This window comes from Paracoccus sp. 08, from assembly GCF_024105395.1.
GTDB lineage: Bacteria > Pseudomonadota > Alphaproteobacteria > Rhodobacterales > Rhodobacteraceae > Paracoccus > Paracoccus marcusii.
Map to the genome: position 1 here is coordinate 14,162 of NZ_WEKR01000073.1, position 25,836 is coordinate 39,997.

A 25,836-nucleotide genomic window follows, 5' to 3' on the forward strand; every position below is an offset into this window, starting at 1 on the left:
CTTACGTAAAGCTGGCCAGCTTGCTAAACGCTTTTCATCTGCGGGCTTTCAGACTGGCTAATTTGTGTAGGTGTACGCCCATCCGGGGTAGCCACTCCGCTTAGCTTATCGATGAACAAGGCAATTTTTTCGGCGTCACCTTGTACGATCAAGCGCTCATCAGCGCTCAAGGGCACCTCTTCAAGATACCGCCGAATTGAGGCCTGACTTTCCAAGGCATGCGCCCGAGCACTGGTCTTTGGCACGTTGAAATCACATCCAGCACAGGCCATCCGATGCGGGCATGCGCTCCAGAATGGATTTGAGCAATACGAGTCGCCTAAGTCATAAAAAGCGTAAGGCTCGTCTGATTTACGCGCGATGGCATCATGGTCGACAAGCACCGCCACCATATGTGCCATGTGATCAGCCTGCGCGAACGACGCTGCCAGGCGGGTTGGTCGAATGCGGATGTAGTGCATCGTCGACCTGGGAGATGTGTGCCCTGACCACTCCATGAGCTCCATCAAGGACATGCCCTTCGGGACGCTGGCAAGCGCTGTCACCGCCGATGCCCGGCCGCGGTGGCTGGTGATCGCTCCCATGCTATCATTTGCAGGCAGCCCCGCCTTCGCGCACAGAATCGGGATGATCGTCTTATTCATCAACGCCGTGCCCACCCGCCGGCCGCGGTACTGGAACAGGAAATCGACACGCTCGCCGGTCCGTTCATCAATTAGTGGGGCCTGATGGGATGGCCGCTGTGCCGCCCAGGCATCGATCCTCTCCTTCACAACGCCGGCGACTGGTTTCACATAGGCACGGAAAGTTTTGCTCGCAGGGACATCCAGATAGCACAACGTGCCCGCCGTCACGATGCTTCCGTCCTCGTTGACGATGTCCTCGGACTGCGCCTTGGCACATCCCATTGGGAGCCGAAAAATCTCATTCTGCCGCAAGCCACAATGCGTCCAAATAACTGCCAGCGCCTGTATCAAAGCCAGTGGGTACCACCGATCAGATAGAAGATCCTCCTGTTCGATATTGAGGCTGGCCCAGATCAGCCTTAGCCACATGGCATCGTCGATGACCCGCGGCTTGACGCCGCTGTTGAAAGTCACTGCCCTCGGTGTCGCGAGATGATAGCGGGGGCTGAAGCGCAAGGATGCCCACCCCCAAAGCTCGATATCGATGAAAAAGCGCCTCATAGCGTGGAGGAATGTTCGCTTCGAATTGGCTGCGATCTGCGCCCCACGTCTCTTGGTCTCGCGCAACGGCGCAGATTTAAGCCGCCATTCACCAACGGTCATGCGGTCCACCGCAGCGAGGAACGCCGCGCATGTCGGTTTGTCCCAGTCCGCAGGGGACTTGACCTGCGGATGTTCTCTGGCCAGCCAAAGCCCGATGCGTAGGATCAAGCTGTAGTTGCTTTCGCGGGTTTGCGGCCGAAGAGTCGATGTCTCACGCCAGCGGGCGCACCACTGAGCCCATTCGGTCGATACCCCATCGGTGCTTTTGTCCCTCCATCCAACGTAATTTCGCATCCGCAAGGGCGTTTCGATGATGCCCATGGCAGCTAAGCCATTCGAAACCTTGCCAATAGATCTTGCGATGCTGTCATTGCGACTGGCTTGACCCTTCTGCAACAACTCGACCGTGAAGGTTTCAAGCCGGGGATCCCCATTTTCGAGCATGAGGTGACCGAGGACACTTGTGAGGACAATCTCAAGATGCTGTCCACTGTAGCCGAGAGAACTCAGAGCCGTCATAAGCCGCCCATGTTCCCGCCAGAAAATGTCAGACCCATAGATCGCTCGAGCATAACGACCGATGTTTCTATGTTTTGTGAGACTCGTAACGTCGCGCAGGCCGCCAAGATGATAAGCAATCGCGGTCAGGTACGGACGTGACGTAGATTTCTGATTCTGCAGCGCAAGCCATCTCGCGTTGTCCCACTGCCAATAGGGAGTTTGCGTCGATGCCATCGCGTTCATTATGGCAATGATACTGTTTTCACGCTTGGCAGCAGAGACGTCCCCCCATTCAGCGATCGCTAGCAACGGATCAAGGAGGCGGGGGATGGAGAGTTTGAGGTCTTCAACGAATGCCTCATCTCGGCCGCGTAAAGCGATGAGCTCATCCACCGTGAGCTTTCCGGCCAAATTAAGGGACGCCGGGTCGAAGAGCGAGTAGTGCCCGCCAATCGAAGTTTTTGCACGGTCACCCATGGTGTTCACCAAACAACGAAGTAGTCACCCGAGCATCGATATGCGCAACCGATTGCGCCATGCGCCGCGCCAGGTCAGCTCCGGCTATATGTAGATAGACCATAGTCGTCTTTGGATCCGCATGCCCGGCGTAAGCTGAGAGCTCGTGAAGATGCCATCCTGCCCTGGCTAGGTGTGTGAGGCGTAGATGTCGTAGAGTGTGCGTGCTAAAACTATCGACTTTGGCGTCTGCGGCCCACCGCGCGACGATCTTGCTCCACGACCATATCGACAGGGGTGCGCCACGATTTCGATCTGATTGCGAACGAAACATGGGGCCAGCCTGTCCGCCGCTCCTCACGAGCGTATGGAGATGACTGATAAGAGTTGGAGCGACCTCCGGGCTATAGGACACCACGCGCGCCCGTTTACTTTTAGTAGTCTCGGCACGCAGCGACACTAACCTGTGCGCGAAATCAAGATCGCTGACACGTAGCGAGATCAGTTCCTCACGCCGCAATGCCCCATAATATCCGAGGGCCAGCATCAACCTGTTGCGCACCGTATCGTGGGCGGCGACCGTGAGAAGGCGCTCCCAGTCTGGATCAGAGGGCACGTGAGGGAGCTTGACCAGGCGAGGGACCAGTCCACGGCTAAAGCCTGAGTGCCCAGGGATATGCCGGGCTAGAGGAATGTGCCCGCGCGGCAAGGGATTTGTCGAACGCACCCCTTCGTAGATCAGGTGATCATACCACAAACGGATGGCACTTAAGCGCTGATGTAGCGAGGCATTCGCAATCCGGCCCGTACCCTCCGATAGGGTTCGGACATAAACCGACAAATCCGCAAGTGTCGCCGCCTCGGCGGCGACACTTGCGGCCTCGCAGTGCGCGAGGAAATGGCTGACACCACGAGCATAGGCATCGAGCGTTGCGGGCGCGCGACCGAGGTTCCCAAGCAGCTCCAGCCACTCGGCCAGCAGTGGATATTTCACCAAGGGGATCTGTAGCGACGGCGCATACTGCATGACGTTTCTCCGCCTGCAGAGGGTACCACGCGTGCAGGCATTCCACGTAACTAACTACAACGTGTAATTACTTGATAATGCTACAACTCCATGCCGCTTTATCAAATCTCTGATTTTGAAAACAGGGTCGCCCATTTTTATAAATTGCTTCGCTTCTTCGCTGCGGGCGACTGCACAACCATCGTTGTTCGATAAAACAATGACGGGAATGCCGCGCAACGACACATCAAACAGACGTTCACAGCTGACATAGAAATTGTTGCAGTCGATCAGCGCAATGGGTCGGTCGGATTGCTCCACCGTACCTGCCCCTATTCGATGGGCAGGCGGCGGACGACGCCGGCGACAACCCCCCATATCTCGGTCGTCTCCGTGACCGGGATTGTGGCATAGCCATCCGCACGGGCGCGCGGATCAAGAAACCAGACGCCATCGCGCTTGGCGAGCTTCTTGACGGTAATGGCGCCATCGACCACCGCGACGACGATGCGGCCATGGCGGCGCTTGCCAGCGCGATCCACGGCAATCAGATCGCCGTCCAGGATGCCCTCTGCCTCCAGACTGTCGCCGGACACGCGCCACCAGAAGGTCGCATGCTCATGCCGCACCACCCACTTGATCGGGTCGATCGTATCCTCAAGATCATCCGCGGCGGGTGACGGAAACCCGGCCGGAACCGGCATGGATGCCAGGGGCACATGCCGGTCTACGAGCGTGATCTTGATAGAGCTTAAGTGCAAGGTCATGGCTGTTAGAACAATACGGGAACACCAGCCATAACCCGAACCCCCCCTGCGGCGTCAAGGACGGATCATAAAAGTTAGCTCATAATCCTGACTGGCTTCTAGATCGCGTGCCTCGGCATGATGTTGAGGCCGATAACTTCGCCCGCGTACCGCGCCCCCATCATGAAGCCCGCAGCCCAGGTCCGAATGCGGTTATGGGCTTCGATAGGGTTATGGGTTTCATCTTCGGATAGCAGAAGTTCATAGACCGCAACCGGGTTATCGCCGTCCTTCGTGTCGCAAAGGCTGAGCCTGATCACACTGTCAGACGCTACCTCCTGTCCCCGATCCTGCAGCTCCGCAGTCGTCAGATGCTCTAGAACCAAAAAGCCTTTTGTCCCTGAAGGGGGCAGAACAGGCATTAGCAACTCAAGGTTTTCCTTCATCACCCTCTCCTGTTTTGCAGGTTGTGCAGAGATCAGCAGGTAACGGAAACCTTACCAGTGTCAATTAGTCAGTTTCCTCTACGCCAATCCTTCGGAAGCTCGAATGTTCCTGCCCAGATCCCCCGCTGCGCTACCTTAGCACGATCAGCTCCTGCCTCGTGCCTGTCGTCCTGGTCATAGTAGGGCACCGCCCAACCGTTCTCGATCATCCACCCCGACAGGCTAACATTGGCTACGGCACAGTCTCCGAGAATGCGGCGATAGCGGTCCTCGCCTTGTGATTGGCAAGTTACGGGTCTGCGGGCGATGAAGTCTGAAAGAGCTAGTGCCGCCTGCTGACCGCAGCGCCATGCCCGGCCTTGGCGATCAAAACAGGATTGCCGTGATTCAGGCGCGTCGATGGATACCAGTCTGATCCGCTCCCCATGAATTTCAATTGTGTCTCCGTCGATTACGCTGGCCTGCCCGGCAATGCTGTTTGCTAAGCCTGGTCCTGCCATGATGCAGTACAGGACAGCGACTAAGAAAAACCGATTCATCCGGCGCTTCCTTCCTTGAGACGTTTCTGTAGGGCTGACCGGCCGCAACAGGCTGTTGTTCACAGCCATGCAACAGTGCTGCTAGAGCTTCGGGTTGATTGAACGCGCATGCGTTGCCACCGTCCCATCCTTTTTCCGCTCCCTCGATGCGCCGTAGAGGCATGAAACGTACGGATGGTCCTATCGGGGTCATGATCCTGCATAAGAATAAGAGGTAGATTGGTATTCAGTCCGCTTGGCAGACTCGCGTAAATCAATGGCCTTTCCCATCACGGCCAAAGCCTTTGCAAGATCGGAGTCCTCGATCTTGAACGCCGCCAGTCCAGCAAGGTCGAGCGCCTTCACATGCTCCGCTTCCATAGCGGCGCGATCCTCACGACCTGCTTGTTCATCATCCGGCGTAGCTGGACGGCCAGCCCACCGACCGAGAAGCGCAAGGGCGCGCTTAGGGGCTGACAGTCGGTAGGCATTACTGACCTGACGGACCTGCGGCCCCCGGCCCTCGTTCGGGGCAGGCTCAACGCGGCGCAGCCAGTCCAGAAAGCCATGATCCCGCAGCGCCTTCAGCGCCCGTACAACCGCGTCACGCGACCGGCACAGCTTGTCAGTGATGTAATCAAGGGACGGGTCAAGTCGGCCCGACTTGAAGTTGACCAGATTGGCAAACAGCGCCAGGACCTCCAATGCCACGCCTCCAAGGGGACCGTTCCGCTTGCCGGGCTCCTTGTTGGCCCGCTCATAGTGTCGAGCTGCCATCAGGAATTTCTGCACGTCCTGACGCGACGTACCGCGCCAGAATGATCCCTCACATGATCCTTTGCGAAGTGAATTGCGACGGATCGGTCTGCGATCCATTGCAGAGCTATCGCCCTGCTCGCCATTAACAACGCCACCTATGCGTTTGAAAAAACTGCCGCGTTCTGCGGCCTCTCCGGTATTCATCTGCTGCTCCTTGATCAAGAAGCGCGGTGTCCGCAGGCAAGCCGTATCCGTTCGCACAGATGCGCTTTTGCTCTTGATTTTCGGGAGTGGAGAGGTAACTATAGCAAGTGAAATGTGATGCTAATTCAGGTCGCCAAACCTGTGTTACCAAACCCAAGCCCCCTCGTGCGGACCCCCGCGCGGGGGGTTTCCTTTTGGGCTGGTGGTTTTATCTGATTCTGCTCGTCCCTCCCTTTTCGGGCATTTTGCCGCACAGCCTACGCCAGAGGGGGAGGTGCGGCAATTGATTGTGTGCGGGTCGGCGGCCAACTACCAGCATCAGTAGGTCTGCCACGTGACTTCGGAAACTTGGCCGGTGTGATCCGTGGTCCGCATGGCAATGCCTCTGCGGGTGCCGGTATGTTCTCCACCTTGAAAGCCAGCTCGAATGCGAACCCATGACGGGGTGTCCTGCAGGCGCACACTGGTCCAATGAAAATCGCCGTTATCGTCGTAAAAGCCGCGTTGTGTGGAGTCGTACACTTCGACACCCCCACTGTTACGCTGAGCGCGATAGTCTACATGATAGACCTCGATGCCGTCGCGAAAGCCCCTTATCTGGTCAGTCAGTCCGTCACGCCCCACGTTAGGCAGCGGTGGCATGCCACTTGCCTGTAGGGGGCAGTTCCAAAGCTGCAAAGGCGGCTCGACCGGCCAGGGCGTGACACGGCGGATCATTTCAGCTCTGGCTGCGGTACATTCGACCGACGCAGGAAAGCCCCCTGCCAGACAAAGCAGGATCGCACAGTCGATAGAGTACGCGTCAGCTTTGTGAGCTGATGCCATCGCCGTTGCGGCACAGGCGATAGCCCCAAGAACCTTCATTCGCATCATCGACCTCCTTCGGAACGCTGTAGCATACGAAAACAGCAGCTAACACAATAAATGAAATGTTGCATCATTCAACATTGTTTACCGGAAATGCTTCTTTGTAGCGATCGTACCAAACCGTGCCTCGTTCGATTGTGTCAGCATGAGAGTCTTGAAGGCATACAAGATACGCATTTAGATCACTGAAATATCTATCATATTCGTCTTTTGGTGAAATGCCGTACTCAGCGGCCAATCCTTCATCGACGACAGGATCTTCCGGGAATAGGCATAGATGCAAAGCTTGCGGCGTAGCAGGTAGCGCGCTTGACCCGATCATCTGCGTCAATGCCACGACTGCGATAGCACCGATCATTCGCCATGCTCCTTAACCGGAGAAATAGCCCGTATGAGGGTAGCGCGACTGACGCCAAGGGCCTTGGCTGCCTGAGCCTGCGTCATCTGCTTGGTTGCCAACCATGCCTGGGCTTGGGCAATCTGCGCGGGCGCCAGAAGGCGCCGGCGTCCTATGATCCTGCCACTGGCACGGGCGGCTTCTAGTCCTGCCCGCGTCCTGTCTGCGATCAGGTCACGCTCAAATTGTGCGATCATCGCAAAGACATGAAACATCATCCTGCCCTGTGGTGTCGTCGTGTCGATCTGTTCATTCAGGGACCGCAAGCGAACCTTCCGTTCGGAAAGCTCGTTGGCGATTGCGATCAGCTCTTTGACACTCCGCGCCAAGCGGTCCAGCCGCCAGACAATGAGGGTATCCTCGCCAGAAAGGTTGGATAGAAGGCGCTGCAACTGTGGCCGGGCGTTCTCGTCCGCTCCGCTTCCGACCTCAGAAACAACGTAGTCGCACCCTGCCGCCTTGAGAGCATCAAGTTGCAGACGGTGATCCTGACCACTGGTCGATACCCTAGAATAGCCCACTACCGCCATCGCCCGCCTCTCCGATGTTGCAAAAGCCAGCCCATAATGGGCATGTCGCAAAATTTGCCTTTGCGACGGCTTTTGCAACACGTTTGACGCTGTTGCGCAAACGATCCAGACCGTGTGAAAACTCGAACCGGATTCCCAGCATTGAGCGGCCGTGGTATTCTTGGGCATGGCACATATTTCAGGCGGCGATCGGTCCCAGCTCCTGCTTTTGCCGGACTCTGTGGACGAATATGTGGGGTCGGACAACGTTGTCCGGTTTATCGATGCTTTCGTTGACGGGCTCGATCTGAAGGCTGCTGGCTTCGAGCGGGTCCAGGCGAAGAGTACCGGTCGACCGGGATATGATCCGGCCGATCTTTTGAAGCTCTACATCTATGGATACCTGAACCGGGTACGGTCCAGCCGCCGGTTGGAGGTCGAGACGCGACGCAACCTTGAAGTCATCTGGCTGCTCCGCCGCCTGACGCCCGACTTCAAGACAATCGCAGACTTCCGACGTGACAACCGGACGGCGTTCCGCCAGGTGTTCCGGGAGTTCGTGGTGCTGTGTCGCGAACTCGACTTGTTCGGACGAGAGTTGATCGCGGTCGACGGCACCCGGATCAAGGCGGTGAACAGCCGGGAGCGGAATTTCACTAAGGCCAAGCTGGCCAAAGCGATGGCGGAAAGCGATGAGCGCTTGGCGCGGTATCTCAAGCAGCTTGATGAGGCCGATAAGGACGGTGAGGACGCGCCAGAGAGGGGCACCGTCGAGAGGCTTCAGGAAAAGATCGCAGCGCTCCGGGAGCGGCGAGAACGCCTTGATGATCATGGCAAAGCCCTTGCGGAGAGCGGCGCGGACCAGATCTCGCTGACCGACCCGGACGCACGCGCGATGCACTCCAGCAGCCGCGTCGGGGTCGGTTATAACGTCCAGATCGCGGTCGATACCAAGCACAAACTGATTGCGGAGCAGCAGGTCCACAACAAGGTCAGCGACCTGGGCCTGCTGACCGAGACGGCCAAGGCTGCGCGTGAGACCCTTGATGTGGCGCAGATCGATGCCGTGGCCGACCGGGGCTACTTCAAGATCGAAGATATCGAGGCCTGCGAGATGGCAGGCATCGTGGCTTACGTTCCCAAACCGCAGCGCGGATCTGCTGTTGCCAAGGGATTTTTTCCCAAAGACCAGTTCCGTTATGACGCCAAGGCAGACATCTACACATGCCCGGGCGGCGCGGCTTTGCGCCATGTGCACAGCCGCCCGGTTCGTGGCGAGATCCGGGTGTTCGATTATGCCAATGCCGCTGCCTGCAAGTCCTGCGCACTCAAGACACGTTGCACCACCGCGGCCTATCGCAAGGTTGCACGCTATGAGAACGAGGCCGTGCTGGACCGGATGGCAAAACGGCTTGCCGCGCGGCCCGGTGTGCTCGATGAGCGGCGCGAGAGCGTCGAGCACCCGTTCGGCTCCGTGAAGCAATGGATGGGCCAGGGTGCATTCCTGATGCGCAGGCTGGAGAACGTGCGCGCTGAGTTCAGCCTGACGGCCATCGCCTACAATTTGCGTCGAGCGATCAGCCTTGTCGGCATTCCGGCGTTGATTGCGGCAGTCAGGCTGTAAAGGCTCCCCATTTCCTTAAGTATCAGCCCATATTCGCCTTCAGAGATCCCCACAGGACCCCAAAACCCACGATCAAGCGTTTGATCCGGATCCCCTAAAGGAAAATCTCCGATCCACCCAAAAACCCTGCACACCATCAGACCTCGGCAAGTTTTCACACGGTCTGGATCGTTTTTGAACACTCTGAAGAAGGGGCAGGGGAGGCGGGCATTCTTTGATCCGTGTTGCGGCTTTGGAACTGATGCATGTCACTGCGTTTGCCTACCTAGGAAAGCAGTATGACCTTTTGGTCCGACAAAAGGTCAAAATGACGTTTTGTCTTGACACTCGCGGGCTGCCATCGAGATCGGCGGTTACTGTGATCACCACACTTTTTTGGAAAGCAGCCTCACGGCCGACAGACAGCATCGACGCGTAGGGCGGAGAGCGGCCTTTCGACGGAGCGGGGAGCCAGAGGCCTGAGGACGCAAAAGCGGCCATTCGCTCCTGGCGCAGGATTGCAGGCCATTGGCTCGAAGCGCAGGGCGGAGAGCCGCCTGACGGCAGTGCAGCGTGGCAGCCGCAGCAAATCTTCAGAGCAGCCGTTGCGATGAACAGCAGCGAGATCGCAGTCGGTTCCGTCGAGATGGCCTGCCCCTATCGGGTGGTCCGGTTTCAGTCTTAGTGCATTACGGGTCTTGGCGCTACAGCTGGGGTGGCCGGCGAAGCGGCTCCGGATGGCGAAGCCGGCCACTGGATGGCCTCGGGAGCTGGCGGGCGATACCCCAGTGATGAGTGCGGGCGCTTGGTGTTGTAATGGCGGCGCCAGCTCTCGATGATAATCTTCGCCTCAGCGAGGCTGTAGAAGATCTCCCCGTTCAGCAGCTCGTCGCGGAGCTTGGAATTGAAGCTCTCACAGTAACCGTTCTCCCAGGGGGACCCCGGCTCGATATAGGCGGTCTTCGCGCCGACGGCGACGATCCATTCCCGCACCGCCTTGGCGATGAACTCCGGGCCATTGTCGGACCGTATATGATCCGGCACACCGTGCAGGATGAGGAGATCGGACAAGACGTCGATGACGTCGGTCGATCGGAGCCTCCGGTCGACCCGGATTGCCAGGCACTCCCGGCTGAACTCGTCGATGAGATTGAGCATGCGGAACTTCCTTCCATCGTGGGTCCGGGCTTCGACGAAGTCGTAGGACCAGACATGGTTCGAACGCTCTGGCCGCAGACGGATGCATGACCCGTCGTTCAGCCAGAGCCGACCCTTCTTTGGTTGCTTTTGTGGCACCTTCAGCCCCTCCCGCCGCCGTCGGACGCATGCGTCCGACCCCTCGACCCGTTTCACGTTCACCGCCCAACCGGCCTCGCGCAGAAGGGCGTCGCCGGTGGTCGCTCGGACCAGTGGCGCAACCACCGGCAACTCCGGCGGTATCCGTAGCGCCCATATTGCGAGGCGAGCGCGATGATGTCGGCCGTCAGGACGTTTTCATCGGCCCGTCCGCTCGGCACTTTCCGCTGTGTCGAGCGATGCTGCCCGAGCACGCGACAGGCGAGCCGTTCCGAGATCCGGAACTTCTGCCTGACATGCTCGATGCAAGCACGGCGGCGGGCGGGGCTCAGAAGTTTCCCGATGCGTTCGGCCCATGGGCCTCACCCCGAAGGATGAGCTTCTCGAGCGTCAGGTCAGAGACGGCCTTCCGGAGCCGCTCATTCTCCTTCTCCAGCTCCTTCAATCGCTTCACTTGGTCGGTTTTCAGCCCACCGAACTCCTTGCGCCACCGATAGTAGGTGAACTGCGTCACGCTGATCGACCGCACGGCTTCGGCCACCGACTGGCCTTGCGACACCAACACGTCAACCTGCCGGAGCTTGGCGACGATCTCCTCCGGCTTGTGCTTTTTCTGGGGCATTCCTGCATCCTCCAAATGGCTCAAAAGCCATACCTCAGGAAGGACCACTTTTCAGGGGGCAGACCAAAAGGCGAGATGGTCAAGGACTGCGCCAATCTTGCGCTTCTCCGGCAACTCACGCCGTCCTCGCTCTCCTGCGCTTCGCCGACGAAGGGCAGATGGCAGGGCCACAGCACGCAGCATTGCGGCTACTGCCTGCCTTGTCTGATCCGCCGCGCCGCGCTTCTAAAAGGGCTGCAACCGGACACGGATACTACAGTTTATACCGTGCCCGATCTCACTGCACATGCGCTCGACACCCGCCAATCGGAAGGGGTTCAGGTTCGTTCATTCCAGCTTGCAATCGAGCGCCTGCGCGCGCGGCCAGCCCTGGCGCAAATCCTGATCCATAAGCCCGGACCGCTCTTTGATGAATCCCCGCAGCGTCAGGCCGCGCTCGCGGGGGTTTATCAACGAGGGCTTGAGGAAGTGGGAGCGCTCCTGACTGGCGTAAGGACACGGCCCGGATGAGCGAGCTATCATCGATCGGCGGCGTAGATTTTCACTGTCATCTCGACCTCTATCCTGATCATCAGGCAGCCGTTGCAAGAGCCGAAGCCGCGCGGATCTATACCTTGACCGTGACGACAACGCCCAAGGCGTGGTCGCGCAACCACGAACTGACGAGAAACACCCGCTACGTCCGCGCCGCGCTAGGTCTGCATCCCCAGCTCGTCGCGGAACGCGCGGGCGAGCTGCCCCTATGGGAGCGCCATCTTCCCGAGACACGATATGTCGGCGAGGTCGGACTCGACGCCGGCCCGCGCTTCTACAAGTCCCTCGATGTGCAGAGACAGGTCTTTCAGCGTGTCCTCGAACGCTGCGCCGAGGCCGGAGGCAAGATCCTCACGGTTCACAGCGTCAGAAGCGCTCCCGCCGTTCTCGAGATGATCGAAGCGCATCTTCCGCCCGAACGGGGTACTGTCGTGCTTCATTGGTTCACCGGCAGCAAGAGTGACGCGCGTCGTGCGGTGGCGCTCGGCTGCTATTTTTCTATCAACGCCGAGATGACACGAACCGACCGTGGCCGCGACTTGATCCGCAGCTTGCCTCGTGATCGCATCCTGACCGAAACGGACGGCCCGTTCACCCAAGTTGAGGGACGACCATCGGAACCTTCAGATGTCCTAGATGCAATTGCCGGTATCGGAGCAAGTATCGGTTTGCCTGCGGATGTCGCGGCAAAGGCTGTATTGTCGAATCTGCGTTCATTACTCGCCTGACCAAACGTCACTGTTACTATCCCGGAGGATGTTGCGGCTGCGAGACAAGACGAACGAGAGCACTGGGAGGGGCAGCGAAGTAGCATCGTGACAAGGTGACCGTCCGGTAAGGGCCGAGTGCTCGTGCTACACCTGCGTCCGCTGCAGGCGGCATGAGTGTCGTCTATGGGCTCTTAGCGTCGATGCTCCCGCACCATCCCAAGGTCAGCTTTCAATGCCAAAGGCACGAATGGCCTGACTAGTTCTGATTACGCACCTTGGTTGACCTAAATTTCGGCCATCAACATCTTTCAGCCACCGGACGCTGAGAACTTATCCACAATTTTCGGGGGTAATATCGGGGATAAAAGCAGTAATATTAAACGCTACAGTGCCCTGCGCCTCATTCTTGAAGCGGCATTCCACACTGCTGAGCCAGACGACGCCAAGTAAGTCTTGATCCTTTTATGGGATTGTGTATCTCATTTGAGATACACAGGAGGCTCGAATGCCCACCCATACCTCTATGTTGCATGTCCGTGTGGACGATCATCTCAAGGCGCAGGCCAGTAGCGCACTGGCAGGTGTAGGCCTGACCCTATCGGACGCAGTCCGTATTCTGCTGACCCGTGTGGCGGCTGAAGGGGGTCTGCCGGCCGGTCTGACTGCAAATCCTGAAAGCTATGATAAATGGTTCCGGGCGAAAGTGCAGGAAGCGCTGACAGACACCCGACCTGGCGTTCCACATGACCAGGTCATGCGTGACGCCCGGGCATTGATCGACGGCAAACGGGGTGCCTGAACTCGAATGGAAAGCCTTCGCAGTCGCCGACCTCATGGCAATTGTCGACTATATTTCGGATGACAATCCTGATGCTGCTCTTGCTCTGACGGAGGAAATTCAAGGAAAGGTTGCGCAACTTCCAATGCATCCCAAGCGCTGCCGACCGGGACGCGTTCAGGGAACACGTGAGTTGGTCGTTCGCCCGAACTACATTGTCATCTATGCTGAGACGCCGTCTGTCGTGACGATCCTTCGCGTGCTTCATGCCGCGCAGATGTGGCCCTGATAAGCGATCGGTCGAAAGACAAGGGCGGGCGCCGGCTTAGCGGCAGTGTCCCGGTCAGATCCGTCCTGTTCCGGTCACGGCAACGCGATCATCTTGTCATGGATTTTTCTGCACCATGCCGCTAACTCGAAAGTTATGAAGACCTATCTTCGGGCCCTGTTTCTTGTCGCCTTCACCGTCTTTGCGGTTGGATCGATGATGCCCGCGCCGGCGACTGCCGCTTCAGCGCCCGATGACGGCATGATGGCAATGGCACATCTCGGCATGTCCGAATGCCTGGATTGCAGCGACAGGGGTAAAGTTGAAACGGCGGCCTGTAATCTGATCTGTGCGGCGGGGGGCTTCGTCCCGGTTCCTGAATTCCAGACCTCTGATCTCAGACAGGCTCGGCGCCTCCTGAGGCGGCAGGCTGCCGATGTCATGTTCAGTGATCTGCATTGGCTGCCGCTACGAAGCCCCCCACGCCCACTCATCTGATTTGATTTCCTCTGTGGCAGGCAAAGCTTGCGCACAAGGTTTTGCCCCGTTGTGCTGGCTCCCTGCCAGGACTGCTGCGTCCCCTTCGGTCAGCAGTCCCGTTTCAAATCCAGATAGTCAGGTGTCCTATGCAGAAAATTTTTCATGCAACTCTCCAAAGTCGTCATTTTCCCGGGGGTGAACTCGACCGCGCGGATGTCGGATGTGGCCGTGTCCATGGCCAGATGGACCTTGCGCCATTGGCGACGGCCCTGAACACCATGCTTGCGCGCCTGCCATTCACCGTCGCCGAGGAACTTGATCCCTGTGCTGTCCACCAGCAGGTTCAGCGGCCCGGCAGCGCGGCGATATGGGATCCGCACCTTCAGGGTCTTCTGCCTGCGGCACAGGGTCGAATAGTCCGGAACGGGCCAGTCCAGCCCGGACAGCTGCAGGAGACTGGAGACCATCCCGGCAGTCTGCCTGAGCGGAAGCTTGAACAGAACTTTGATCGACAGGCAGAACTGGATCGCCGCATTCGAGAAGACCGGCGGGCGCCCCGGGCGACCCTCATGCGGTGCGTGCCAAGCCATCTCCTTGTCCAGCCAGATCAGCAGAGACCCACGCTTTCGGAGCGCGTCGTTGTAGGCGAACCAGTTCGTCGTGCGGTAGCGGGCGGGCTTGGGCTTTCTCATGCTGCCCGTCTAACCGCATGCATCCGTGGTGTGAATCCTTCACGGCGAGAGTTCTGCAACAACGCCTCCTGCGTGGCCGCGAGGCAGACCCGCTCCCTGCATGGATCGACGACGCGATCGAAACCGACCTGGCGCCCATCGTGCGCTTCGCACGCACATTGAACCGGGATTTCGATGCGGTAAAAAACGCTATCGAGATGCCCTGGAGCAACGGCCAAGCAGAAGGTCAGATTAATCGTCTGAAGACCCTCAAACGTGCCATGTACGGCCGAGCCGGGCCAGAACTGTTGAGGGCAAGAATGCTGCCCCTCCGCCACACAGATTGAGGCAGAGCCGATTTAAAGGCAACGCGACATATGTATATCTAGCATTGGAATCTGCCGGGTTTCCAGACGCAAGCGGTAGTAAAAGTTCGGGTTTTCGCCCCGGTTTGCGCCGCGTAAATTGACCCCCATGGCCGGGGGCGGCGTCCTTTCAGCGGCCATGGCCGGTCGCCCGACGTTCAGATGTTCAGAAACTTATAGGCCACCCGCGCCAGCGTTTCGGGGGTGATGGGCTTGTAAAGCAATTCGACGGATTGCCGCGCCGCCTGCTGGGCCAGCGCCTCGGATCGTTCCGCCGTCATCAGGCATTTCGCCGGCCGGCCCGGCAACAGCGGTTCCATCGCGGCCAGACAGGCCAGCCCGTCCATCCCCGCGCCCAGCCGGTAATCGACAAGGCACAGATCGGGTTCGACCCCGGTATCCCGCAACAGCGCCAGCGCATCCTCGCCCGAGGGCACGTCCAGCACGTTGATGCCCCATTGTTCCAGCAATTGCGACAGGGCCAGCGTGACCTCGGCATCGTTCTCGACGATCAGCGCGGTCATGTCGATGATCTCGTCGGGCGCTGCGGGGGCGGGGGCGCTGCGGTGCAGCCGGTGATCGCCCTGCCGGGTCGAGGCCAGCTCGACCGAAAAGGTCGAGCCACAGCCCGGCGCTGATCGCAGGTCCAGCCGGTGGCCCAGCAGCGATGCGGCGCGTTCGACGATGGCCAGCCCCAGCCCCAGCCCCTCGGCGGCGCTGGCCTTGGCATCCAGACGTTTGAATTCCTTGAAGATATCCTGCTGGTCGCCGGCGGCGATGCCGCGCCCGGTATCGCGCACCTGGATCAGCTGGCGGTCGGGCCGGCGGCGGGCGGTGACCAGAACCCGGCCCCGATCGGTATAGCGGATCGCATTCGAGATCAGGTTCGCCAGAATCCGCCGCAGATAGATGCGGTCGGACACCACCGTCGCATGGGCCGGGCGGATGATCAGCTCGATCCCCTTTGCCTCGGCGACCGGGGTGAATTCGTCGCGCAACTGGTCGAACAGTGGCCGCAGCGAGATCGGCTCGATCGTCAGCGCCGCCTGACCGACCTCGAGCCGCGAGATATCCAGCAGGGCGCCCAGCAGGCCGCTGACCGAATCGAGCGAGCGCTGCACGTTTTCCAGCTTGGCCCGCTGCTGCGGCGGGGCCACGTCCTCGATCAGCGACCCGACATAGAGCGTGGCCGCCGACAGCGGCTGCATCAGGTCATGGCCCACCGCCGCGACGAAACGGATGCGGGACGCATTGGCCCGTTCGGCGCTGGCAAGCGCGTCTTGCAGTTCCAGCGTGCGTTCGATGACCCGCGCTTCCAGCGTTTCATTGGCGCGGCGGATGGCCAGCATCGTATTGCGTTCTTCGGTGATGTCGTCGATCGACATCACGAAGCCACCATCGGGAATTTCCTGCGCATAGATGGCCAGCGCGCGGCCGCCGCCATCGCGGGTCACCTCGACCTTGAAACTGTCCTTGCGGCGGACCGAGCGCACCCAGTCGACCAGCCGGTTGACCCCCTGATGGGTCGGGAATGACAGTTGCGCGCGCAAGTGATGCAACAGGTCATCGACCAGCAGACCGGCGCGCAGCCGGGCACGCGGGATCGCCAGCATCTCGCCCAGACGGGCATTCCAGCCGATCAGCCGCAGCCGCGCGTCAAAGATGCACACCCCCAGCGGCACATGGTCCAGCGTTGCCTGCAACACGGCGGTCTGGTCATCCAGCAGCCGTCCGCGCTCGGCCCGCTCGCTGAGGATCAGGTCGGTCACGTCGGTTTGCAGGATCGCGGTGCTGCCGTCGCTGGTGCGCTGTTCGGACACCTGCACCCAGCGGCCGTCGGCCATGCCCTGGGTCAGGATGAAATGGCGTTCGCTGTGGCGCTTCTTGCGCATCTCGATCCAGCCGTCGCGCGTCATGCCCGGCGGGATGACGAGATGGCGCGAACTGGCGACGAGGTGCAGATAGTCGTCAAAGCCAAGACCCGGCCGCAGCCGGTCGACGATATCGGGCAGCAGCGCGTTGAAACGGGCATTGCACAGGATCAGCCGGTCCTGCGGATCGAACAGGGCAAAGCCTTCCTGAATGGTTTCGATCGCCGCCGACAGGTTCTGCCGCGCCAGTTCCTTTTCGCGGAATGCATCGGCCAGTTGCGCATTCGACGCGTTCAGCAGGTCGAGCGCGCGTTCCAGATCGCGGGTGCGGGCGCGGACCTTGTCCTCCAGCACGGCGGCGCGTTGAAACTGGGCATAGCCGGCGCCGCTGTCCTCGGGCAGGTCCTCGACATGGCGGATCAGCGCCTGGGTGATGCGCACCAGCTTTTCATGGCGCCGATCCGGGCTGTCGCCGGGCGCCATCATCCGTTCGACATCGGTCGGCAGATCCGTGCGCGCGCCGGTCATGGGGTGCCGTCCGGCCCGTAAAAGGCGATCCCGGTCAGCGTCTGGTTGACATGCATAGTGCCGATCTGTTCGCCATAGGTGGAAAAGCCCGTGACGCGGTTTTCGGCCAGGATGCGGCTGACCTCGGTCGTCTGCTGCATGCTTTCGGCAGCGATCCGGCGAAGGATACAGTCAAAGCCCAGCACCATCCGGGGCGTGCGGTCGCGCCGCAGATCACGCATGACGCCGCCCAGATGCGCGGCCAGATCGCTCTCGGCCGACAGGGTCAGGACCATGCCCTCGGCCACGGCGCCAAAGAAGACCAGCGAATCTTCCGGCCCGACATGGCGGATGGCGCGGACATGGTGGCGACCGCCGGCGCGGACCAGAACCGGGCGGGTGGCGAAGATTTCGGGCCCGAGGCTGTCGACCGGGCGGTCCAGCAGCCGCGCATATTCGCGCGCCGCCGGTTCGTCATTGATGCGCAGCACGGCGCGGTTGACCGGATCGGCGCTGGTCACCACCATCTGGGTGCGCGACGGGCAGGTCGCGTCAAAGGAAAACACCCGGAACGGCGCCCGCGCACGCAGCAGGCAAAGGACCGCCGCGCGGGTGCGGATCTTGCCATCGGCAAAGACATGGGTGTGCACCAGCTGGCGGTCGTCGCCGGCCGATCCGCCCACCGTCGGCATCGGCCCCAGCCCACCGGCCAGTGCGGCGATCAGCTGTTCTTCATGGCCCGACAGCCCGTCAACCATCAGGATCGCCAGCTCATGCGCGAAATCCCCGCGGCGGCGGTGCAGCGCCTGCCGCGCACGGCGCAGCCGGGCGATGACGTCGCGGCTGTCGACCGCATCGACCGGGTCGATCAGCACGGTTTCGGCGGCAAAGCCGGCGGCGGGAAAGCCGACCGCGACCAGATGCCCGTCGGCATAGCCGGTTTCGCAGATTTCGCCTGCCGTGGTGCAGCCGGCGATTTCGCTGCGCGGGAAGGTCTCGGTCGCGCGGGCCAGGATCGCGTCCATGTCAGCGGCGCGGGCGGCAAACAGGATGATCAGCGCAAAGGGGCCGGGCCCAAGCGCGGCGGCCAGCCGCGCCACCGGGTCGGGATCATCCATCGGCACGGATGCGCGGCACGGGGCCAGCACGTCTTTCGCGCCCTCGCTGCCGGGGGGTGGCGGGTTAAGTGTTTCCTCCGGCATCATTCAACAGCCCCGTCATCTTCGCGTCCCGCGCCATCAGCACCGCCTGCGTTCGCGAGGTGACGCCCATCTTGCGCATGATCGCGGTGACATGCGCCTTGACGGTTGTTTCCGCTATGGCGAGCTCATGCGCAATCTGCTTGTTCATCTTGCCCTCGCAGATCAGGTCAAGAATCCGCGCCTGCTGATTGGTCAGTTGCGACAGCCGGCGGATCGCGGTGTCGCGCCCGGATGGCGGCATCGCGTCCAGTTCTTCGTCAGTGGGCAGGTCGGGGGCATAGATTTCCCCCGCCGCCAGCGCCTGAAAGGCGGCCTTGAACACCTCGCGCCGGGAATGTTTCGGCACGAAACCCGCCGCCCCGGCGGCCAGCGACGCCCGCACGACCCGCGTTTCATTGACCGATGTGACCAGCAGGATCGGCGTCTGCGGCGCGATCCGGCGCAGCGTGATCAACCCTTCCAGCCCGTCCACATCGGGCAGGTTCAGGTCCAGCAGCACGACATCGAAACTGCCGCCATCGGTCAGCATGCCGGCCGCCTGCGTCAGGTTTTCGGCATGCATGACGGTTTCGATCCCCGACACCGATTGCAGCGTCATGGCAAGCGCGTCACCGAACAGCGGGTGATCCTCGATGATCAGCGCGGTGCGAAAGGCGGCATCGGCCTCGGGTGTCGGAATTGCGCTGGTCGCCATGGCGGGCCCTTTGGGTTGGAGGGATGGGTGACGTTTAGTCTAAGTTGTGTCGCGCGCTGCGCCGAGCCGTAAATTGGTCGAACATGCGGCCTCGGGATGGGGCGCGATGACGAAAGGGACGCGAACCGCCGGCCCGCGCCCCTGACGATACCACTGGCAAGTGCCTGTCAGTTGGCCGCCAGCTGCTTGGGCAGCTTGAAGGTCCAGACGGTGCCGCCCTGGTTCAGATAGTTGACCTTCTTGGCGACCTCGCCGCCCCACAGCGGCACGGCGCCGCCCCAGCCCGAGACGATCGAGACATATTGCTCGCCATCCTGTTCCCAGGTGATCGGCTGGCCGACGATGCCCGACCCGGTCTGGAACGACCACAGGATTTCGCCCGTGGCGTCATCCAGCGCCATGAAGTCACCCTCGGGGTTGCCCATGAAGACCAGGCCGCCGGCGGTGGTCATCACGCCGCCCCACAGGGGTGCGTCGTTCTTGTATTCCCATTTCACTTCGCCGGTATTGGGGTCGATCGCCTTCAGGCTGCCGATATGGTCGTCGAAGATCGGCTTGATGGTAAAGCCCGCGCCCAGATAGGCCGCGCCCTTCTTGAAGCTGATCGGTTCGTTCCAGATGTCCATGCCCCATTCGTTCGAGGGCACATAGAACAGTTCGGTCGACTGGCTATAGGCCATCGGCATCCAGTTCTTGCCGCCGAGGAAGGACGGCACCGCAAAGACCTGCTGGCCCTTGCCGCCTTCGGCGGCCTCATTGGCGGCGCCGGGGCGGCTGTCTTCGTTATAGATCGGCCGGCCCGTGTCATCGATGCCGGATGCCCAGCTGATGTTCTGAACAAAGGGCCAGGCGTTGACATAGGCGCCATCCTGACGGTTCAGGACATAGAAATAGCCGTTCCGGTCGGCGGTGGCGAAACGCTGGTTGCCGTCCTTGTCGACAAAGGGCACGACCTCGTTCACGCCGTCGAAATCCCAGCCTTCGCGCGGGGTGGACTGGAAATGCCACTTGATCTCGCCAGTGGCGGGGTCGATCCCCAGACGCGACGCGGCATAGAGGTTGTCGCCCTTGTTGCCTTCAACGGGTTCGCCGGCGCCGCGCAGGTGGCTGTTCCAGGGCGACGGGTTGCCGGTGCCAAAGACCAGCGTGTTGGTGTCCTTGTCATAGGACCCGCCCAGCCAGGTCGCCCCGCCGCCGGTCTTCCACATGTCGCCCGGCCAGGTGGCGTTCAATTCGCCGGTCATGGTGCTTTCCGCGCCGTTCAGCGTGCCCATGTGCCCTTCGATCACCGGGCGCGTCCAGACCGTTTCGCCGGTTTCGGCATCGCGGGCCTGAACCTCGCCGACGACGCCGAATTCACCGCCGGAATTGCCGGTGATCACCAGCCCGTTCACGATCAGCGGTGCGGCGGTATAGGAATAGCCTTCCTTGTAATCGGCGATCTTCTTGTTCCATTTCACGTCGCCGGTCTTCAGGTCCAGCGCGACGATCCGCGCGTCCAGCGTGCCGAAATAGAAATTGTCGCCAAAGATCGCGCCGCCGCGATTGACCACGTCACAGCAGGGCAGGATCCCTTCGGGCAGGCGGGCGTCATATTGCCAGACTTCCTTGCCGGTCTTCAGGTCGACCGCATAGACGCGGGAATAGGACCCGGTGACATACATCATCCCGTCATGGATCAGCGGCTGGCTTTCCTGGCCGCGCTGCTTTTCGCCGCCAAAGGAAAAGGCCCAGGCGGGCACGAGGTTCTGGACATTGTCCTTGTTCAGGGTGGTCAGCGGGCTGAAACGCTGAAGGTCGCGGCCCATGCCGTTGGTCAGCACGTCGCCCGTCGATGCCTGGTCATTGGCCAGGTCTTCCTCGGTGACGGCGGCGCCGGCCGCCGTGGCGATGCCGGTCATTGCCAGGACCGTCGCCAGCACGAATCTGTTCATGTTCTCTCCTCCGCTTGGTGTCGGCCTCTCTTTGTGCCGAACCGGCCCGAGGCGTCTGGCGGTGAGTATGCGGATCGCCCCGCCGCGCGGTATATTGTCCATTGGTCGAATGGGTCGGCGTGGTGGGGGCGGGCGGCGTCAGAACAGGTTCTGATAGCGCCATTCATCCGCGTCGGGCGTGACCGCGCGGGGGTCGTAATCGGCGGCCTGCAGATCGCGCGCCGTTGTCAGGCCCTGCTGCGCCGCGCCGTCGATCATGCGCCGGCCGGCCTCGGGATCGCGCGCGACGCCGTGGCCGCGCAGCAGGTCCAGCCCCCGGTTCAGCATCCCGACCGGATCGCCGGCATCGGCCGCGCGGCGATCCCATTCGGCGGCGCGGGCCGAATCCTGCGGCCCGCCCAGCCCGTTTTCATCCATCTGCCCCATCCAGGTCATCGCCCCGGTCCAGCCATCATCGGCGCAGCGTTCGAACAGGGTCCGGGCCGGGCCGTGGCGGCCGCTTTTGGTGATGTAATAGCCGGCGGCGCAATTCGTCATCGTGGTTTGCCCGCGTTCGATGTCGCGCATGACGCGCTGCCAGGTCATCTCGTCGGGGTTCAGGTCGCCAAGCTGATCGGCGTCCTGCGCGGCGGCGGGCAGCGCGCAAAGGGCCGCAAGCGCAGCCCCGCAGATGATCCGAATCATTTCCCATCCTCCGCCGGTTGCCAGACGGCTGAAGATAGCACCGCGCCCCGCGGTCCGGGCTTGGACCATGGTCGTATTTTCGCGGCCGGCCAATTTTCCCAGACTTCGGCGAAAGGGGGACTTTGCATGTTTCGATGGCTGTCCGCGCCGCTTGCCTGCATTGCCGTCGCAGGCAACGCGGCGAGTGCCGAACAGGTGCGCATCGACCTGATCGAGCGGCAGGTGACGCCGCCGCCGATCCTGTCGAACCTGATCGCGCCGCCGCCCGATCTGGGCGTGGCCGGCGCCCGTGTCGCGCTGTCCGATATCGCCACGACGGGCCGCTTTCTGGGCCATGAATACCGGCTGAACGAAACCATCGTCGCGCCGGATGACGATTTTCTGGCGGCGGCACGCGCCGCCCTGGCGGATGGGGCGCGGCTGCTGGTGGTCAAGGCGCCGCCGGCCGATCTGCTGGCGCTGGCCGATCTGCCCGATGCCGCCGGTGCGGTGATCTTCAACACCGCGGCCCCCGATGACAGCCTGCGCGGGGATGATTGCCGCGCGAATGTCCTGCACACCACGCCCAGCCTGTCGATGCGGGCCGATGCGCTGTCGCAATTCGCGTTGAAAAAGCAATGGACCGATCTGGCGATGGTCCATGGACCGAACCCCGAAGACGCCGCCTTTGCCGATGCGATCCGCGCCTCGCTGACGAAATTCGGGATCGGGCTGAAGGGCGAGGCGGACTGGAAATTCGATGCCGACATGCGCCGTGTCGCCTCGGCCGAGGTGCCGCTGTTCACCCAGGACCTGCCCGAACATGACATGCTGATCGTGGCCGATGAACGCGGCGATTTCGGCCGCTATATCGCCTATAACACCTGGCAGGCGCGGCCCCTTGCCGGGTCCGAAGGGATCATGCCGCGCGGCTGGTCGCCGGTGGTCGAAAACTGGGGCGCGGCGCAGTTGCAAGGCCGGTTCCGGGACGCCGCGCATCGCGACATGCTGGTGCAGGATTTCGGCGCCTGGGCCGCCGTCGCCGCGATTGGCGAGGCCGTGACCCGCGCCGGGACCGCCGATCCTGGCGCCTTGCGCGACTATATCCTGTCGGATCAGTTCCGGCTGGCCGGGTTCCTCGGCACGCCCCTGTCGTTCCGCGGATGGGACGGCCAGATGCGCCAGCCGATCCCGCTGGTCACGGAACGCGCCGTCGTCAATGTCGCGCCGCTGGAAGGTTTCCTGCACCAGCGGTCCGAACTCGACACGCTGGGCACCGACCTGCCCACCACCACCTGCACCAAATTCGGAGTTGCCCGATGACGCCCCGCCGCTGCCTGCTTGCGCTGTCCACGTCGCTGGCCCTGACCCTGGCCGGCCCGGCCCTTGCCGATGAAATCTGGGTCACCAATGAACTGGACGACACGATCAGCGTCATCGATGTCGACACGCTGGCGGTCACCGCGACCTATCCGACCGGCCAGCGCCCGCGCGGCGTCACCTTTTCGCGCGATTTCAGCAGGCTCTATATCTGCGCGTCGGATTCGAATGCGGTGCAGGTGATGGATCCGGAAACCGGCGAGATCCTGCATGATCTGCCATCGGGCGCCGATCCCGAACAATTCGTCATCTCGCCCGATGACCGGCTGCTTTACATCGCGAATGAAGACGACGCGATCACCACCGTCGTCGATACCGAAAGCCGCAAGGTCGTCGCCCAGATCGATGTCGGGATCGAACCCGAAGGGATGGGGATATCCCCCGATGGCAAGATCCAGATCACCACGTCCGAGACGACGAACATGGCGCATTGGATCGACACCGAAACCCAGCAGATCATCGCCAATACGCTGGTCGATTCGCGGCCGCGCCACGCGGAATTCAGCCCCGATGGCAAGGAATTATGGGTCAGCGCCGAGGTCGGCGGCACGGTCAGCATCTTTGATGTCGCGACCCAGGCCGAACTGGCCAAGATCAGCTTTGCACTGCCCAATATCCGCCCCGAAAAGCTGCAGCCCGTGGGGATGCGCTTTTCGCCCGACGGGGCGCGGGTCTTTGTCGCGCTGGGGCCGGCCGACCATATCGCGGTGGTCGATGTCGCGACGCGCGCGGTGACGGATTACATCCTCGTCGGGCGCCGGGTCTGGCATCTGGCGTTTTCGCCCGACAACACGAAACTGTTCACGACCAATGGCGTATCGGGCGATGTTACGGTGATCGACGTCGCTTCGCTGACCCCGGTCAAGACGATCAAGGTGGGGCGTTTTCCCTGGGGCGCCTCGGCCCGGCCGACCGACTGAAAAGTCGCATCGACCAAGGTCGAATTGCCGCGCATGCAGCACGGATCGACACTGAACCACGCCGCGAACGGGACAGGAGGAACCGCCCATGACGACCAAGTTTCACAAATCCCTGCTGGCCGCCATCGCCGCCGGGTGCATCGCCGTGCCGGTTCAGATCATGGCCCATGGCGATGTCGCGCCGCAGCCGATGAACACCGATGCGCTGCCCGAGGTGGGCGAGGAATGGCTGACCGAAAACCCCTATCGGGCCGAGGCGGCGGGCGAAGATGTCTGGCTCGCCGCCGTCAAGATCGGGGATTCGGGCTATAACCAGAACTGCGCGCGCTGCCATGGGCTTGGCGCCGTGTCGGGCGGCCTGGCCCCCGATCTGCGCTTCCTCGAGGCCGAGGAATATGGCGATGAATGGTATGCGGAACGGTTCCGCGACGGCTATACGCAGGACGGAACCACCAAGATGCCCGCCTTTGGCGAGGTTCTGGGCCAGAAGGCCGCCTGGGCGATCCGCACCTATATCGAGACCCGCCCCGAGGATGGCGCGCTGGATGCCAGCGCCGACCGGCTGCGCGAAATCCGCGATCAGCTGGCCGCGGGCGAGGGCGACCCGATGGCGCTGAAGGCCGAGCTGGCCGAGATCGCTGGTGCCGTCGCCACCGCATCCGGTGCGCCCAAGGCCGACAGCGCCGTGTCGCGCGCCGCTGCCGCGCTGACCGATGATCCGGCATCCGGGAAACATGCCGCCGAATTGCTGACGATCGGGCTTTCCGCATCGAACTGAGGGATGTGATGGGATCAGGTTTTCCGATTGCGGGCGCGGCCCTGCTGGTCTTTCTGGCCGGGGCCGCGCCCGGTTTTGCATCCTGCGCCGGCGTGGCGCCCGATCAGCGCCAGCAGAACAGCTTTCCGCAGGATATCGGCCGCACGCTGGACCGGATCACCGACGAGGGCTGGATCGAGATCGCGGTCTATGAAGATTTCCCGCCCTGGTCCTATCTGGCCAATGGCCAGCCGGCCGGGATCGATGTCGATCTGGCGCGGCTGATCGGCGGCGATCTGGGCGTCGAGACCCGGATCCGCATGGTCCAGGCGGGCGAGACGCTGGACCAGGACCTGCTGAACTATGTCTACAAGGGCGCGGCGGTGGGCGGGCATGTGTCGAACCTGTTCCTGCATGCGCCCTATGACGTGGATTATGCCTGCCGTTTCGATCAGGTCGTCTTCACCGGCATCTATGCCGAGGAACATCTGGCGATCGCCTATGCACGCGCCGAATACCCCGAAAAGCCGCCTGTTCCGGCCTTTTTCCGTTACGACACGGTGGGGGTCGAAAACGATTCCATCTCGGATTTCTTCCTGACCGGGCTGGTCGGGGCGGCGGGCGACAAGGTGCATCGCTATCCCAATGTCGCGCAGGCGATGGCGGCCCTGGTGGCGGGGGACGTGATGGCGGTGATGGGCCCGCGCGCCCAGCTGGAAGCCGGCGCGACGGACGCCATCGGCATCCATGAGCCGCCCTTTCTGGGGCTGGAACGGTCGAAATGGACGCTGGGGCTGGCCCTGTCGACCCAGCACCGGCCGCTGGGCTATGCGGTGGATGACATCATCGGCGCGGCCATTGCCGACGGGCGGATGGAACGGATCTTTGCCGATCATGGCGTGACCTATCTGCCGGCGGTGCGCTGAAACGGGGGCAGGCCGGG

General features: G+C 61.7%; 25 protein-coding genes and 3 pseudogenes. 11 read left to right on the plus strand and 17 right to left on the minus strand.

Annotated elements, in window-relative coordinates; genetic code table 11:
- Positions 1 to 23: 23 nt before the first annotated feature.
- The 10 genes and pseudogenes from GBO37_RS19550 to GBO37_RS19595 all read right to left on the minus strand — a co-directional run bounded on the left by GBO37_RS19550 (position 24) and on the right by GBO37_RS19595 (position 7,827).
- A complete protein-coding gene (locus GBO37_RS19550) occupies positions 24 to 2,207 on the minus strand; it encodes a hypothetical protein (RefSeq protein ID WP_252930538.1) in 2,184 nt (727 codons plus the stop codon).
- On the minus strand, positions 2,200 to 3,213 hold the full coding sequence (locus tag GBO37_RS19555; protein WP_252930539.1) for a site-specific integrase: 1,014 nt from the start codon (positions 3,211 to 3,213) through the stop codon (positions 2,200 to 2,202). The genes GBO37_RS19550 and GBO37_RS19555 overlap by 8 nt, the downstream gene beginning before the upstream one ends.
- Before the next feature lie 57 nt (positions 3,214 to 3,270).
- A pseudogene (locus GBO37_RS19560) lies at positions 3,271 to 3,513 on the minus strand (Y-family DNA polymerase); the annotation flags it as partial.
- 11 nt (positions 3,514 to 3,524) lie between these two features.
- Complete coding sequence (locus GBO37_RS19565) at positions 3,525 to 3,896, minus strand: LexA family transcriptional regulator (protein WP_239441259.1); 372 nt, start codon at positions 3,894 to 3,896, stop codon at positions 3,525 to 3,527.
- A 161-nt stretch (positions 3,897 to 4,057) separates the two neighbouring features.
- Positions 4,058 to 4,384 carry a hypothetical protein gene (locus GBO37_RS19570; RefSeq protein ID WP_045980914.1) on the minus strand — a complete coding sequence of 109 codons (327 nt, stop codon included), beginning with the start codon at positions 4,382 to 4,384 and terminating at the stop codon, positions 4,058 to 4,060.
- 68 nt (positions 4,385 to 4,452) lie between these two features.
- Complete coding sequence (locus GBO37_RS19575; protein WP_084697173.1) at positions 4,453 to 4,992, minus strand: thermonuclease family protein; 540 nt, start codon at positions 4,990 to 4,992, stop codon at positions 4,453 to 4,455.
- 120 nt (positions 4,993 to 5,112) lie between these two features.
- A complete protein-coding gene (locus tag GBO37_RS19580; protein ID WP_204245703.1) occupies positions 5,113 to 5,865 on the minus strand; it encodes a helix-turn-helix domain-containing protein in 753 nt (250 codons plus the stop codon).
- A gap of 318 nt (positions 5,866 to 6,183) precedes the next feature.
- The gene (locus GBO37_RS19585; RefSeq protein WP_084697171.1) at positions 6,184 to 6,738 is read right to left on the minus strand and encodes a hypothetical protein; all 555 of its coding nucleotides are present in this window, start codon (positions 6,736 to 6,738) and stop codon (positions 6,184 to 6,186) included.
- A 64-nt stretch (positions 6,739 to 6,802) separates the two neighbouring features.
- Positions 6,803 to 7,090 (minus strand): hypothetical protein, encoded by a 288-nt coding sequence (locus GBO37_RS19590; protein WP_157001293.1) that lies wholly within the window; start codon positions 7,088 to 7,090, stop codon positions 6,803 to 6,805.
- Complete coding sequence (locus GBO37_RS19595; RefSeq protein WP_252930540.1) at positions 7,087 to 7,827, minus strand: recombinase family protein; 741 nt, start codon at positions 7,825 to 7,827, stop codon at positions 7,087 to 7,089. The genes GBO37_RS19590 and GBO37_RS19595 overlap by 4 nt, the downstream gene beginning before the upstream one ends.
- Here GBO37_RS19595 and GBO37_RS19600 point away from each other — a divergent pair.
- Positions 7,826 to 9,262 (plus strand): IS1182 family transposase, encoded by a 1,437-nt coding sequence (locus tag GBO37_RS19600; RefSeq protein ID WP_252930541.1) that lies wholly within the window; start codon positions 7,826 to 7,828, stop codon positions 9,260 to 9,262. The genes GBO37_RS19595 and GBO37_RS19600 overlap by 2 nt on opposite strands.
- 660 nt (positions 9,263 to 9,922) lie before the next feature.
- Here the strand turns inward: GBO37_RS19600 and GBO37_RS19605 are convergent.
- Positions 9,923 to 11,159 (minus strand): annotated as a pseudogene (locus GBO37_RS19605) (IS3 family transposase).
- A gap of 75 nt (positions 11,160 to 11,234) precedes the next feature.
- Between GBO37_RS19605 and GBO37_RS19610 the strand changes: the two are divergent.
- From GBO37_RS19610 to GBO37_RS19630, 5 genes are all read left to right on the plus strand, one after another.
- Complete coding sequence (locus tag GBO37_RS19610) at positions 11,235 to 11,669, plus strand: hypothetical protein (RefSeq protein ID WP_252930542.1); 435 nt, start codon at positions 11,235 to 11,237, stop codon at positions 11,667 to 11,669.
- Positions 11,666 to 12,421, plus strand: coding sequence for a Qat anti-phage system TatD family nuclease QatD (gene qatD, locus GBO37_RS19615; RefSeq protein ID WP_252930543.1), 756 nt, complete (start codon positions 11,666 to 11,668; stop codon positions 12,419 to 12,421). The genes GBO37_RS19610 and qatD overlap by 4 nt, the downstream gene beginning before the upstream one ends.
- A 487-nt stretch (positions 12,422 to 12,908) precedes the next feature.
- Positions 12,909 to 13,202 (plus strand): type II toxin-antitoxin system RelB/DinJ family antitoxin, encoded by a 294-nt coding sequence (locus GBO37_RS19620; protein ID WP_252930544.1) that lies wholly within the window; start codon positions 12,909 to 12,911, stop codon positions 13,200 to 13,202.
- Positions 13,195 to 13,470, plus strand: a complete 276-nt coding sequence (locus GBO37_RS19625; protein WP_252930545.1) for a type II toxin-antitoxin system mRNA interferase toxin, RelE/StbE family — start codon at positions 13,195 to 13,197, stop codon at positions 13,468 to 13,470. Before GBO37_RS19620 ends, GBO37_RS19625 begins: the two co-directional genes overlap by 8 nt.
- 135 nt (positions 13,471 to 13,605) lie before the next feature.
- Positions 13,606 to 13,947, plus strand: a complete 342-nt coding sequence (locus GBO37_RS19630) for a hypothetical protein (RefSeq protein WP_252930546.1) — start codon at positions 13,606 to 13,608, stop codon at positions 13,945 to 13,947.
- Positions 13,948 to 14,114: 167 nt separating this feature from the next.
- Here GBO37_RS19630 and GBO37_RS19635 read toward each other — a convergent pair.
- Positions 14,115 to 14,621: pseudogene (locus tag GBO37_RS19635) on the minus strand (IS5 family transposase); the annotation flags it as partial.
- On the opposite strand from GBO37_RS19635, the gene GBO37_RS21735 reads away from it, so the two are divergent.
- Positions 14,504 to 14,947, plus strand: a complete 444-nt coding sequence (locus GBO37_RS21735; RefSeq protein WP_371927646.1) for a transposase — start codon at positions 14,504 to 14,506, stop codon at positions 14,945 to 14,947. The pseudogene GBO37_RS19635 and the gene GBO37_RS21735 sit on opposite strands and share 118 nt — an antisense overlap.
- A gap of 176 nt (positions 14,948 to 15,123) precedes the next feature.
- Here GBO37_RS21735 and GBO37_RS19645 read toward each other — a convergent pair whose 3' ends face one another.
- From GBO37_RS19645 to GBO37_RS19665, 5 genes are all read right to left on the minus strand, one after another.
- Complete coding sequence (locus GBO37_RS19645; RefSeq protein ID WP_252930547.1) at positions 15,124 to 17,364, minus strand: PAS-domain containing protein; 2,241 nt, start codon at positions 17,362 to 17,364, stop codon at positions 15,124 to 15,126.
- Positions 17,361 to 18,548, minus strand: coding sequence for an FIST N-terminal domain-containing protein (locus GBO37_RS19650; RefSeq protein WP_252930548.1), 1,188 nt, complete (start codon positions 18,546 to 18,548; stop codon positions 17,361 to 17,363). Before GBO37_RS19650 ends, GBO37_RS19645 begins: the two co-directional genes overlap by 4 nt.
- The gene (locus tag GBO37_RS19655; RefSeq protein ID WP_252930549.1) at positions 18,526 to 19,239 is read right to left on the minus strand and encodes a response regulator transcription factor; all 714 of its coding nucleotides are present in this window, start codon (positions 19,237 to 19,239) and stop codon (positions 18,526 to 18,528) included. Before GBO37_RS19655 ends, GBO37_RS19650 begins: the two co-directional genes overlap by 23 nt.
- A gap of 167 nt (positions 19,240 to 19,406) precedes the next feature.
- Positions 19,407 to 21,173: a PQQ-dependent methanol/ethanol family dehydrogenase gene (locus GBO37_RS19660; RefSeq protein WP_252930550.1), complete on the minus strand. Its 1,767-nt coding sequence runs from the start codon at positions 21,171 to 21,173 to the stop codon at positions 19,407 to 19,409.
- 138 nt (positions 21,174 to 21,311) lie between these two features.
- Positions 21,312 to 21,857, minus strand: coding sequence for a tetratricopeptide repeat protein (locus tag GBO37_RS19665; protein WP_252930551.1), 546 nt, complete (start codon positions 21,855 to 21,857; stop codon positions 21,312 to 21,314).
- Between the two features lie 126 nt (positions 21,858 to 21,983).
- On the opposite strand from GBO37_RS19665, the gene GBO37_RS19670 reads away from it, so the two are divergent.
- The 4 genes from GBO37_RS19670 (at position 21,984) to GBO37_RS19685 (ending at position 25,819) form a co-directional block, all read left to right on the plus strand.
- Positions 21,984 to 23,159 carry an ABC transporter substrate-binding protein gene (locus GBO37_RS19670; protein ID WP_252930552.1) on the plus strand — a complete coding sequence of 392 codons (1,176 nt, stop codon included), beginning with the start codon at positions 21,984 to 21,986 and terminating at the stop codon, positions 23,157 to 23,159.
- Positions 23,156 to 24,136, plus strand: a complete 981-nt coding sequence (locus tag GBO37_RS19675; RefSeq protein ID WP_252930553.1) for a YVTN family beta-propeller repeat protein — start codon at positions 23,156 to 23,158, stop codon at positions 24,134 to 24,136. The genes GBO37_RS19670 and GBO37_RS19675 overlap by 4 nt, the downstream gene beginning before the upstream one ends.
- An 88-nt stretch (positions 24,137 to 24,224) precedes the next feature.
- Complete coding sequence (gene pedF / locus GBO37_RS19680) at positions 24,225 to 24,914, plus strand: cytochrome c-550 PedF (protein WP_209057848.1); 690 nt, start codon at positions 24,225 to 24,227, stop codon at positions 24,912 to 24,914.
- An 8-nt stretch (positions 24,915 to 24,922) separates the two neighbouring features.
- Positions 24,923 to 25,819, plus strand: coding sequence for an ABC transporter substrate-binding protein (locus tag GBO37_RS19685; protein ID WP_209057847.1), 897 nt, complete (start codon positions 24,923 to 24,925; stop codon positions 25,817 to 25,819).
- Positions 25,820 to 25,836: the final 17 nt, after the last annotated feature.